The following is a 13026-nucleotide window of genomic DNA, read 5'->3' as shown; positions in this document are numbered from 1 at the left end:
AGGTTACTTATACCATACCGGACCGGGGGTATTACCCATTTCAAATTCAAGAGTTGCACCTTCCATGATCTGTTCGTGGGTGATGTAACTTTTATTATGAGGTTTACCGTCAAGTTTGGCAGCTTGTATATAAATATTCTCTTTACTGACAGTGGGAGCGAGTACTGTAAATGTATTACCGTTTGACAGGTGCATCTGCATTTCCGGAAAAAAAGGAGTACCAATTTCGTATTTTCCGGAAACAGGGTCTACCGGATAGAATCCCATTGCACTGAACACATACCAGGCGGACATTTGCCCACAGTCTTCGTTTCCACAAAGTCCGGCAGGAGAGTTCTGATAAAGCTCATGCATCACTTTGGCTGCGTATTGTTGAGTTTTCCAGGGCTGTTCTACAGCATTATACAGATAAATAACGTGATGGCTGGGCTCGTTGCCATGTGCATACTGACCGATCATACCGGTACTGAATATAGGCAGTTCATCATCTGCTGAAGGATGATAAGTGAACATGCTATCCAGCTTTTGAGCAAAACGCTCTTTACCACCGGTAAGGGTGATAAGTCCGTCGACATCCTGTTGTACAGACCAGAAGTATTGCCATCCGTTACTCTCGCAGATATGCGGGGTATATTCGTCTGGTGAGAAGTTTTTGATAAAGTTTCCTTTATCGTCTTTAGGTTGCATAAAAGAAGTTGCAGGGTTGTACAGGTTTTTATAGTTTAGAGAACGTTTGTAGAATTCGTCAGCGATCTCCTTTTTGCCCATCTTTTCTGCCATTTTGGCAATACAGTAGTCATCATATGCATATTCCAGTGTTTTAGATAAAGACCAGTTTTCTGCATTGTAGCTGTCTGCAATATTATAGGGGACATAACCTAATTTTTTATATACCCCGATACCCCGATAATTGTCAATGTTGGCAGTAGCTATACAGGCCTCCAACGCTTTTTCCGGGTCCACATCTGTTATTCCTTTCAAATAAGCATCAACGATAACGGGCACGGCATGATAACCAATCATCATGTCTGTTTCACTTCCATAGAAATTCCATACCGGTAAGCGTTTGTTTTGCTCGTAGAAAGCAATGAAAGATTTTACCATGTCGTTAGCACGTTCCGGTTCGGTATAGGTAAAAAGAGGATGTGCTGCGCGGAAAGTGTCCCATAGAGAAAAGGTACTGTAATTTACCCATCCGTCGGTCTTGTGAGTTTTTTTATCCGGGCCGTAATAAGTCCCGTCTACATCACTGTAAATAGTAGGAGCGATCATCGAATGATAAAGTGCTGTATAGAAGTTTACTTTATCATCGGTGCTATTACTTACTATCTCAATTTTAGAAAGTTGCCTGTTCCAGTTATCGTGGGTAAGATTGCGGTATTTGTCAAAGTTGTCATCGGGCACTTCTGATAATAAATTTTTAGCCGCTCCTTTCGCACTTACACCGGAAATCGCTGTACTGACGATGATTTGTTCACCTTTCTGTGTGTCAAAGTCAAAACGGGCTATAGTGGCTGTTCCAATATGATTTCCATCTTTTATAATAGCAGTAGTGTCTATTTGTACAGATGTGAAAGGCTTTGAAAAACGTGTACAGAAATAAATATGCTGATCACGTGCCCATCCGTCGGAAAAACGATAACCTTGTATGGTGACAGAGTCTACAATTTCAACTTGAGTGTCATTGGTAGAGTCCCAGTTCATAGCTTTTTTCAGATTGAGGAAGATAGCGGCTTTGGCTTCGGGAAAGGTATAACGCTGAATACCGCAACGTTCGGTAGCAGTAAGCTCTACATTGATGTTGTAGTCTTTTAATAATACCTGATAATAGCCGGCTGTTGCCGATTCATCGTTATGAGAGAATTTAGAGTGTATTCCTAATGGGGCTTCTGCCTCTTTATAAGGCAGGGTGACAGGCATAAAAGAAATATCATACAAATCACCGGCACCTGTGCCTGATAAGTGAGTGTGACTGAAACCGGCAATGGTACTATCCGGATAAAAGTACCCCGATATGCGGTCCCATCCGGGAAGTCCGTTATCCGGGCTGAGTTGAACCATGCCAAACGGAGCTTGTGCCCCGGGATATGTGTTGCCAGTGAAATCAGTACCAATGAAAGGATTGACATATTGGGTGTAGTCTGTAGATGCTTTTTCTTGAGAAGAAGTGCAAGCTGTGAGGATTAATACAAGGAGGAGAGGTGTATAGAGTGCTTTCATACAATGGGTGTTAGTGATTAACATCGTTTCAAAGCACAAATTTAAAAAATATAAGATGAATAAGTGACATAAAGTTAGAACTTTGTAGTTAATAAATAGAGGATTTTTCCTGTTTGGAGGATATAAAGAGAAAAAAAGAGGGGTGTACCATTCGATTTGTTGGTACACCCCTTACTTTTTATTTGATTTTTAGATTTAAATTCCAGCTAATTCCAGCACTTTTTCCACTGCCGCATTTAATCCGTCCGGATTCTTACCACCGGCAGTTGCAAAGTGAGGTTGTCCACCACCGCCACCTTGAATCAGTTTAGCTGCTTCTTTCACCAGATTTCCGGCTTTCAATCCGCTGGCTACAAGATTATCACTGATCATGACTGTTAGCATTGGTTTTTCATGATCAAGAGTACCAGCTACGAAGAATAGGTTTTCTGTAATCTCTCCACGGAGCTGGAAAGCAATGTTTTTCACTGTTTCAGCAGGTATGGGAGCACAGAATCTAATGACTTTGAAACCATTGATTTCTTGTACGTTCTTTAGTAGGCGTTCTTTTACCGAGGCCTCTTTTTCTTTCATAAAGTCTTCCAACTGCTTCTTTAATCCGGCATTTTCATCAATATACTTGCGGATTGCGATACCCAGATCGGGAGTATTATTGAAAAGAGCTCTAAGATCATTCAGTGTATCTTGTATGGTATCCAGCATTTCTTCCACTCTTGCACCTGTATAAGCTTCAATACGGCGTACTCCAGCAGCGACAGAACTTTCAGAAATGATCTTTATCATACCAATGCTTCCGGTAGCGGCAACATGTATACCACCACAAAATTCGATCGATGATCCGAATTGGATAACACGAACTCTGTCACCGTACTTCTCACCAAATAAAGCAATAGCACCCAGCTCTTTAGCTTCTTCAATAGGAATGTTGCGATATTCTTTGAGAGGAATATTGGCACGTATTTTGGCATTCACAAGGTGTTCTATCCGACGCATTTCTTCATCTGTTACTTTTTGGAAATGAGAGAAGTCGAAACGTAGAGATTCCGGTGTTACCAATGATCCTTTTTGTTCTACATGTTCACCTAAAACTTCGCGTAGTGCTTCGTCCAGCAAGTGGGTGGCAGAGTGATTGGCTGCACAGGCAGCACGTTTATCTGTATCTACGCACGCCATCATAGGAGCTTCCAGATGTTCCGGTAGTTTCTTGGTGAAATGGATAGGCAGGTTGTTTTCCTTTTTAGTATCAATAATCTCTATCGTTTCAAATTCACTTACCAATACGCCGGTGTCACCTACCTGACCGCCACTTTCGGCATAGAAAGGAGTACTGTCAAGTACGATCTGATAGAGGGTCTGATTTTTTTGTTTGATCTGGCGATAACGGAGGATTGATACTTCATATTCAGTATAATCATAACCAACGAACTCACTGGTTCCTTCTTTCAGGATAATCCAGTCACCTGTCTCTACTGCGGCAGCATTACGGGCACGTTGTTTTTGCTGTTGCATTTCGGCATCAAATTCTTCGATGTTCACAGTCATATTATTCTCACGGAGAATTAATTCTGTAAGGTCAAGAGGGAAACCGAATGTATCGTATAGAGTAAAAGCATCTTTTCCGCTGATTTCTGTCTTTCCGCTTGCTTTGGCATCGGCCATAGTCTTGTCAAGCAGACGGATACCTGTTTCCAAAGTACGCAGGAAGGCTTCTTCTTCTTCCTTGATAACTTTTTCAATTAATCCTTTTTGTGCAATCAATTCCGGATAAGCCTCACCCATATTTTCGATTAATACCGGAAGGAGTTTGTACATAAATGCCTGTTTTTGTCCGAGGAAAGTATATCCGTAACGAACAGCACGGCGTAGAATGCGGCGGATTACATAACCGGCTTTTGCATTTGACGGCAATTGGCCATCTGTAATAGAAAAGGCTATCGTACGAATGTGGTCGGCAATAACACGCATCGCCACATCTTGTTGTTTATCTTTTCCATATTCAACGCCAGCCATCTGTGCAATAGCTTTGATCATTGGCTGGAATACGTCCGTATCATAGTTGGATGTTTTACCTTGTAATGCCATGCAGAGACGTTCAAAGCCCATACCTGTATCAATAACTTTGGCAGGAAGTGCTTCGAGACTGCCATCGGCTTTACGATTATATTGCATAAACACAAGATTCCAGATCTCGATTACTTGAGGATGGTCATGATTAACAAGGTCACGACCGGAAATCTTAGCACGTTCTTCTGCCGGGCGAAGGTCTATGTGAATCTCTGAACAAGGACCGCAAGGACCGGTGTCACCCATTTCCCAGAAGTTATCATGTTTGTTGCCGTTGATGATGTGGTCTTTCGGAAGGAATTGTTCCCAGTAAGAAGCAGCTTCGTTGTCCCGTTCCAGTCCCTCTTCGGGGCTACCTTCAAATACTGTAGCATACAAATATTCCGGATTCAGTTTCAATACATCTACCAAATATTCCCATGCCCAACTGATGGCTTCTTTTTTGAAATAATCACCAAATGACCAGTTACCCAGCATCTCAAACATGGTGTGATGGTATGTATCATGTCCCACCTCTTCAAGATCATTGTGCTTTCCGCTTACGCGAAGACATTTCTGTGAGTCCGCAACTCTGTGGTATTTTGCCGGGTGGTTACCCAAAATAATATCTTTAAACTGATTCATCCCCGCATTGGTGAACATGAGGGTTGGATCATCTTTAATCACCATTGGAGCCGATGGAACAATCTGATGTCCTTTCGACTCAAAGAAATTCTTGAATGAATCTCTGGTCTCTTTTGCAGTCAACATATATCTTTTTAGCTTTGTTAGTTTTTCAGACTTCAAGTTTTTAAGTTTATACTGAATGTATGGAAAGAGTTCTTTGAAGATCTTAATAACTTAAAAAGTAAAGAACTCAAAAATATAAAAACTTAAAAAACAGTGCAAAGATAGCTTGTTTTTATTATTTTTGCCCCATTAACCATCGAAATATTTCCTAAGATGCGCAAAGTTTACTACATCTATAATCCGCGAACACAGACCTACGACCGAATTTATCCTACTGTCCGGCAACGGGCATTGAGTATTCTCCGTCGTCTTTTTATCGGTATGGGACTGGGAGCCGGTAGTTTTATTGTACTGTTGCTCATTTTCGGTTCTCCTTCCGAAAAAGAGCTGAGGATGGAAAACAGTCGTTTACAGGCACAATACAATGTGCTTTCTCGTCGGCTGGATGATGCGCTGGGAGTATTGCAGGATGTACAGCAGCGTGATGATAACTTATATCGTGTTATTTTACAAGCTGATCCGGTGTCTCCGGCTATTCGTAAAGCGGGATATGGCGGTACTAATCGTTATGAAGCGCTGATGGATATGGTAAATTCTAAATTGGTTGTGAATACTACACAAAAATTAGATTTACTTACTAAACAATTATATATCCAGTCTAAATCGTTTGATGATGTAGTGGCAATGTGCAAAAATCAGGATGAAATGCTTAGATGTATGCCGGCCATTCAGCCGATTTCGAATAAAGACTTAAAGAAGACGGCTTCCGGATACGGAACACGTATTGACCCTATTTATGGTACTGCTAAGTTCCATGCCGGTATGGATTTCTCTGCCAATCCCGGGACAGATGTGTATGCTACCGGAGATGGAGTGGTTGTTAAGATGGGGTGGGAGACTGGGTATGGTAATACGATTGAAATAGACCATGGCTTTGGATATCGCACACGGTATGCTCATCTCAGAGAATACAGAACGAAACTTGGAAAAAAGGTAGTACGTGGTGAAGTTATTGCCGGAGTAGGGAGTACAGGTAAAAGCACGGGACCTCATTTGCATTATGAAGTACACTTTAAAGGGCAGGTGATGAATCCGGTGAATTATTATTTTATGGATTTGAGTGCGGAAGATTATGATAAGATGATTCAATTGGCCGCTAACCACGGTAAAGTATTTGACTAAAGATGGGCATTAATACAGATAAGAATTTTAAGTTATATTATTCGATCGCTGAGGTTGCAGAGATGTTTGATGTAAATCAGTCTTTGCTTCGTTTTTGGGAGAAAGAATTTCCTCAGATTGCGCCTAAGACAAGTGGGCGGGGGGTACGTCAGTACCGTAAGGAAGATGTGGATACTATTGCGCTAATTTATCATTTGGTAAAGGAGAAAGGAATGACTCTGCCTGGTGCACGTCAGAAATTAAAAGATAATGGAGAGGCTACCATTCGTAACTTCGAAATAGTCAATCGCCTGAAAGATATCAGAGAAGAATTACTGTCTATAAAAAAAGAACTGGACGAACGATAAACGTTGTCCGGTTCTTTAACTTATCATTCGATTTTTAATATTTCTAGTTCTCTACACGTGTTACAGATTTAATATTCTGAATTTTTCGCAGGTTGTCACAGATCGCTTTTACATCATCTACATCGTGTACATAGAGTTGTACTTTCCCTTCAAAGATGCCGTCATTGGTTTCTATATCCAGCTTACGAATGTTTACGTTGAGTTGTCGTGAAATGACTTGAGTGATTTCGTTTAAAAGTCCCATACTATCTATACCTTTGATATAAATATACACAAGGAAAGAGAGTACTTTGTGTGTATCCCACGCAGTGGCAATAATACGGTTGCCGTAACTACTTTTCAGTTTGGCTGCCACCGGACATTGGCGCTTGTGGATGATGACGCGGTCATTTTCGTCTATATATCCCAGGACATCGTCTCCCGGAATAGGATGACAGCATTCTGCTATGATATATTGCTTCTGTAACGCTTCTTCGGTAAGCTTCAATATCTGTTTCGGATTGATAGCTTCTTTTTCCTGTACCTCTTTCTCTTCCGGTTGTTTTTCTTTATTACCTCCCCCAAAAGAGAAAGTCAGGTATTTTTTCCAGTTACTACTTTGCTTTTCTTTTAATTCATTCCTGTCAGCATCTCCTAGAATAATACTTTTGTTCCCTATGGCTACAAAGAGTTCTTCCTCATCCTTCATGTTATGCAATTTGGATAACTTTGCAATGATTACATTATCCGGGCGGATTTCCTCTTTTTTAAGAAATTCGTTAAGAAGCTCTTCTCCTTCTTTCTGGTTAATTTTCCGTTCCTTACGTAGAATAGCTGCTATTTTGGCACGAGCTCGCGCCGTGGTGGCAAATATCTCCCATTGGGGTTGTACACGTTGTGATTTGGACGTTAGAATCTCCACCTGGTCACCACTTTGTAGCTTGTGGCTCAAAGGGACCAGCTTGTGATTTACTTTTGCACCGATACAGTGACTGCCAATGTCTGTATGCAATGAGAAAGCAAAATCCAGTGCAGTAGAATTCTGAGGCATAGTTTTGAGTTCACCTTTTGGTGTGAATACAAATATTTCAGAAGCAAACAGGTTAAGTTTGATTGTATCCAGAAAGTCAATAGCGTCCGGTTGAGGATCATCCAGTATTTCCTTGATGGTTTTCAACCATTTCTCAAGTTCTCCCTCGTCTTCACTACCACCTCCGTCTTTGTATTTCCAATGAGCGGCAAATCCTTGTTCCGCAACGTCATTCATGCGCTCACTACGAATCTGGACTTCAATCCATTGTCCGTTGTTGCCCATCAGGGTAACATGCAGTGCCTGATATCCATTGGCTTTAGGGTGACTTACCCAGTCGCGCAGGCGGTCAGGATGAGGCTTGTATATTTTGGAGATAGATACGTATATATCAAAACAGTCATTTAGCTCTTCTTCCGGATTTCTGGGTTCAAAGATTATACGTACAGCGAGCAGGTCATATATTTCTTCAAAAGGTACATGCTTGGTTTGCATCTTATTCCATATAGAATAAATGGATTTGACGCGTGCCAGTATGCGATATTTTAATCCCATTTTATCCAGTTGCTCCCGGATAGGCGCGGTAAAGTCGTTGAATACCTTGTCTCGCTCGGCAGCAGTGGCATTTAACTTTTCTTCAATTTCCAGATATTCTTCAGGATGTTCATACTTGAAACTGAGGTTCTCCAGTTCTGTTTTTATTTTATACAATCCCAGGCGATTGGCTAAAGGGGCATAGATGTAAAGTGTTTCTCCTGCAATTTTATATTGCTTGTTGGGTAACATGGAGCCCAGTGTACGCATATTGTGCAGACGATCGGCAATCTTAATAAGGATTACACGAATATCGTCCGACATAGTGAGCAATAGCTTCTTAAAGTTTTCTGCCTGAGCCGATGCACGATCGCCAAAGATACCACCGGATATTTTGGTAAGTCCGTCTACAATTTGTGCAATCTTAGGGCCAAAGATGTTCTCAATGTCTTCTACTGTATAATCTGTATCCTCTACGACATCATGAAGTAAGGCTGCACAGATAGAAGTTGAACCTAAACCTATCTCGTTGCATACAATTTTGGCAACTGCTATCGGGTGCATAATATAAGGCTCACCGGAACGGCGTTTAATACCTTTATGTGCCTGATTGGCAAAATTGAATGCTTTTGTTATAATCTCAACACGTTTACGATGCTTGGTTGCAAGATAATCGTTCAGTAATTCCTGAAACGCCTGATCGATCATCTCTTCTTCTGCCAGTTCTTTTGGGGGTATATTAGTATCCATAAATGTCATCTTTTCATTGCTTTCTGCAAAAATAAGCAATTTTCAACTCGATGCAAGCAAAGATGTATTTATTTGTATATTTTCAGTTGTTTTCCAGCCGCAATCTTGGTATTTCGTAGTCCATTCCAGCTTTGAATGTCTTTTACGCGAACTCCATATTTAGCTGCAATGGTTCCCAGTGTTTCCCCACTTTTTATTTTGTGATAGGTGGGTGTTCCTTTTCCGGCAGAAGCTTTTGCCCTTGTATTACTCGGTGGAGTATTATCATTGATAGCAATCGTTTTCCGGTTTCTGAATAACTCATCAGCCCGGTGAGCATAAATAGTATCTTGCTGATCAATAAATATACTGATGTGGCTTTGTGGTAGGCGAAGCGTGTAGGATTTGCTATCTCCCGGAATTATGTTCTTTTTATATTGGGGATTAAGACTTTTGATCTGTTCGATACTAACTCCGCAGATGTCTGCGATCTGTTCAAAGTGCAAATTCTTATTTACTTGAATCGTATCTGTACTGGCAGGAATATTTGTTTCCATTGGGCAAATATTATGATCGCAGTAGTAGGTCATTACATAATTGGCTGCAATAAAAGCCGGTACATATCCGCGAGTCTCTTTGGGTAGGAGATTGTATATATCCCAATAATCTGTTTTTCCGTTTGCGCGGCGTATAGCCTTGTTAATAGTTCCCGGGCCGCAATTATAAGCGGCAATAACAAGGTTCCAGTCACCATATATGGCGTATAACTCTTTCAGATAACGTGCTGCCGCCCAGGTTGCCTTAATCGGGTCACGGCGTTCGTCCACAAGGCTATTTGACTCGAGGCCATACATCTTACCTGTAGCCAGCATAAATTGCCATAAGCCAGAAGCCCCCGCACGGGATACGGCAGAAGGATTTAAGGCTGATTCAATAATAGGCAGATATTTGAGTTCCAGTGGAAGGTTATAGGCATCAAGTGCTTCTTCAAAAATAGGCATGTAAAAGTTGCAGGCACTCAGCATAAAAGAAACTTGATTGCGTAGACGTCCTGCATACATATCAATAAATTTACGTACAATTTCATTATATGGCATTTCCATGATGGCAGGGATACGCGAAAGTCGGTCAATATATACGGAATCACTGAACAGTGGATTCACTTCAGAAGTACTGCAATCTTTACCTAAATCGATATAGTTTTTAGCTTTCCAGTCATTAAGCAGGCTGTCAAGCGGATAAGTCATACTTTTGGGAAGGTCAATACTTTCCTGGCGTTCGGTTCCGTTTTCTTTGATAATAACGTCTACACTTTGTGCTTTTACCTGTGTGCTTGCTAACAGGAAAAAGAGAATAAAGGGGTAATAGTTTTTTAGTTTTTTCATTCTTAGTTGTTGATCTTCAGTTGTTTTTAAAACCTAAAGCTACATTGTACACCTACCGATTTATTCATCGGGCGGAATTGGTCGTTAATAATTGTTGGTTCAACCCGCAGACTTAGATCCGGGGTAATATCAAAATTCGATAATTCTGCATCAACATAAGCGTCGATTACAGAGATCAGATATACGCCGATAAAAGCGAATATACTAAGATCGCGATAGCGACGGAACATATCTTTACGTTTTCGTAAAACTTCTTTGGCCTGACTGTCTGAATAACCTGTAGGAGGCAAAATGTCAAGATGACTGTTGGTTGTTGGGTCACTGTCCATGATATCCAGATAAGCTTGCGAGTAATCTTTGTACATCTTTCCATTCCAGCTTAGTGCATAAGCACATCCGGCAAATCCTCCATAAATAATGGGAAGTTTCCAGAATTTACGATTGTAAATTTGTCCTCCTCCGGGGAAAACGATTGCCAGCCAAGTGGCTTTTGTCGGATTAGGAGTCCATATCTTCTCCGGCAGGGTAGGAGGTACGGTATCTTTGGGTTGAGGTAGAACTACAGTTGTTTCTATCTCTTTGAGATTCTTTTTATTAACCTTATCCAGGCTATCAGCTACTATAGGAGCTACCGCCTGCATTGGGATACTATCTATTTTAAGTGCTGTGATACTATCTCTATTGAGTAGGGCCCTGTTTACGGTCAAAGAATCTTTCTCTGCCGGGCTATTGATTTCGCGGTGCCGGCGCGCACGTGCTTTAGGTGCTTCACGTACTGTTATGGAGTCGTGTGGTGTAACCTTAGCAGGTTCTTGTGCATACACATCAATCCCTGCTACCTGTAGAAAACAGAGGAGCAGGGTGATGATATATGGCTTGTATATCTTATATTTCCTTGTCATTTACTTCTTTAACGTGTCGAAGATTTCCATGATACGTTCCAGATCTTCTTCGTTGTTGAAAGGGATGCTGATTTTACCTTTTCCTTTCTCAGAACAGGTCAACTGTACCTTGGTGTTGAAGAATCCCGAAAGATGTTGCTTTAACATGTTGAATTCTTCGGGTAGTTTGGAACGCTTTGGTGTGATTTTGCGTGTTCCGCTTTTTACGGTTTCTCCTTCGCTCAGTGATTTTACAATCTCTTCTACTTTGCGTACGGAGTAATCGTGCTCCAATATTTCTTCGAATATTTTTACTTGCAGTTTAGGGTCTCCCAACGTAATTAATGCGCGGGCATGTCCCATGTCAATTTGTTTGTTTTGCAATGCCATCTGAATTGGTGCCGGTAATTTCAACAAGCGCAAATAGTTGGCAATAGTAGTACGTTTCTTACCCACTCGTTCGCTGAGACGTTCCTGAGTCAATTCATATTGTTCCAGCAAATGTTGATAGGCAAGGGCTATTTCTACTGCGTTAAGGTCTTCACGCTGAATATTTTCAATCAGCGCCATTTCCATTACGTTTTCATCATCGGCTGTGCGGATATAGGCTGGAATTGTTTTTAGCCCCGCTTTAAGTGAGGCTCTGTAACGGCGTTCTCCAGCAATAATCTGGTATTCATCTTCCGTAAGTTTACGCAATGTGATAGGTTGGATAATACCGATTTCAGAGATAGAATCTGCCAGTTCCTGTAACGCCGTTTCGTCAAACTCCCGACGTGGCTGATTAGGATTAACTGAGATTTGTGACAACTCTATCTCATTAATAGACGAAGAACCTTCGGTCTTTACTTCATCCATTGAAAGCAGAGCGTCTAGCCCGCGGCCTAATGCATTTCTTCTTTGTGTTGCCATATACCTCGTTTATTTACTATTTCTGTTGATAATTTCTTGTGCTAATGCCATATGGTTTTTGGCTCCGGTTGATTCTGCATCATATAAGATGGTTGGTATACCGTAACTAGGGGCTTCACTTAGTTTGACATTACGCTGTATTACGGTCTTGAATACCAATTCCTGGAAATGGCGCTTTACCTCATCGTAAATCTGATTGGCCTGACGCAGGCGTGAGTCATACATTGTCAGTAAGAATCCTTCTATTTCCAGTGCAGGATTTAGTTTGGATTTTATAATTTTGATAGTATTCAATAATTTACTAATCCCCTCGAGAGCAAAGTATTCGGCCTGTACAGGGATGATTACAGAATCGGCAGCAGTTAGTGCGTTAATAGTGATGAGTCCCAATGAAGGCGAACAGTCTATTAATATATAATCATATTCTTCTTTCAAAGGGGTTAATACTTCTTTCAATATCTTTTCGCGGTTCTTCAGGTTTAGCATTTCTATTTCTGCTCCTACCAGATTGATATGTGAAGAGATGACTTTCAGTGATTCAATTTCTGTGTCATGGATAGCATCCTGTACATCAGCTCTATCTATAATACATTCATAGATTGTACACTCTGATTGCTTAATATCAACTCCCAGACCGGATGAAGCATTTGCCTGTGGGTCTGCGTCAACCACCAGTACTTTCTTTTCGAGTGTAGCAAGTGAGGCTGCGAGATTAATCGTAGTCGTTGTTTTACCTACACCGCCTTTTTGATTGGCCAAAGCAATTATTTTTCCCATATTATCTAATTTTATCGGCTGCGAAATAAGTGATAATAACTCAGAGCACCTACGAAAAAAGAGAAACTTTACTGATTCTGTTGATAAGTCATCTGTTTTGTTAATAACTGAACAATGAAATCTTTATGTATTCCTTTTCCTGGCTTGCAAATATACATATTTATATTAAATAACGGGCCCCTTTTTTACTCACTTGCAGAAGATTAAGATTTGTAAACGCCTGCAAATGATTATACCGGAAAGTAAATAATAACTCC

9 protein-coding genes are annotated in these 13026 nt (G+C 40.9%); 2 read left to right on the top strand and 7 right to left on the bottom strand.

Annotated features, from left to right (window positions below; translation table 11 throughout):
* Positions 1 to 3: 3 nt before the first annotated feature.
* Positions 4 to 2220, bottom strand: a complete 2217-nt coding sequence (locus QX565_RS05345; protein WP_289291723.1) for a GH92 family glycosyl hydrolase — start codon at positions 2218 to 2220, stop codon at positions 4 to 6.
* Positions 2221 to 2415: 195 nt separating this feature from the next.
* Entirely contained in the window at positions 2416 to 5034 is a 2619-nt protein-coding gene (alaS, locus tag QX565_RS05340) for an alanine--tRNA ligase (RefSeq protein ID WP_289291721.1), read from the bottom strand.
* A gap of 192 nt (positions 5035 to 5226) precedes the next feature.
* Between alaS and QX565_RS05335 the strand changes: the two genes are divergently transcribed.
* A complete protein-coding gene (locus tag QX565_RS05335; RefSeq protein ID WP_221650383.1) occupies positions 5227 to 6195 on the top strand; it encodes a M23 family metallopeptidase in 969 nt (322 codons plus the stop codon).
* Positions 6196 to 6197: 2 nt separating this feature from the next.
* Entirely contained in the window at positions 6198 to 6542 is a 345-nt protein-coding gene (locus QX565_RS05330; RefSeq protein ID WP_002559285.1) for a MerR family transcriptional regulator, read from the top strand.
* A 43-nt stretch (positions 6543 to 6585) separates the two neighbouring features.
* On the opposite strand, the gene QX565_RS05325 is transcribed toward QX565_RS05330, so the two are convergent.
* The 5 genes from QX565_RS05325 to QX565_RS05305 form a co-directional block, all read right to left on the bottom strand.
* A complete protein-coding gene (locus tag QX565_RS05325) occupies positions 6586 to 8835 on the bottom strand; it encodes a RelA/SpoT family protein (protein ID WP_221650384.1) in 2250 nt (749 codons plus the stop codon).
* A gap of 68 nt (positions 8836 to 8903) precedes the next feature.
* Positions 8904 to 10199: a lytic transglycosylase domain-containing protein gene (locus tag QX565_RS05320; RefSeq protein ID WP_221650385.1), complete on the bottom strand. Its 1296-nt coding sequence runs from the start codon at positions 10197 to 10199 to the stop codon at positions 8904 to 8906.
* A 26-nt stretch (positions 10200 to 10225) separates the two neighbouring features.
* Entirely contained in the window at positions 10226 to 11101 is an 876-nt protein-coding gene (locus QX565_RS05315) for a DUF5683 domain-containing protein (RefSeq protein WP_221650386.1), read from the bottom strand.
* A complete protein-coding gene (locus QX565_RS05310) occupies positions 11102 to 11992 on the bottom strand; it encodes a ParB/RepB/Spo0J family partition protein (RefSeq protein ID WP_002559289.1) in 891 nt (296 codons plus the stop codon).
* 9 nt (positions 11993 to 12001) lie between these two features.
* On the bottom strand, positions 12002 to 12769 hold the full coding sequence (locus QX565_RS05305) for a ParA family protein (protein ID WP_002559290.1): 768 nt from the start codon (positions 12767 to 12769) through the stop codon (positions 12002 to 12004).
* Between the last annotated feature and the right edge of the window lie 257 nt (positions 12770 to 13026).

This window comes from Bacteroides sp. 41_26 (assembly GCF_949740115.1).
Classification (GTDB): domain Bacteria; phylum Bacteroidota; class Bacteroidia; order Bacteroidales; family Bacteroidaceae; genus Bacteroides; species Bacteroides nordii.
This window is presented reverse-complemented; position numbering and strand designations above follow the sequence as displayed.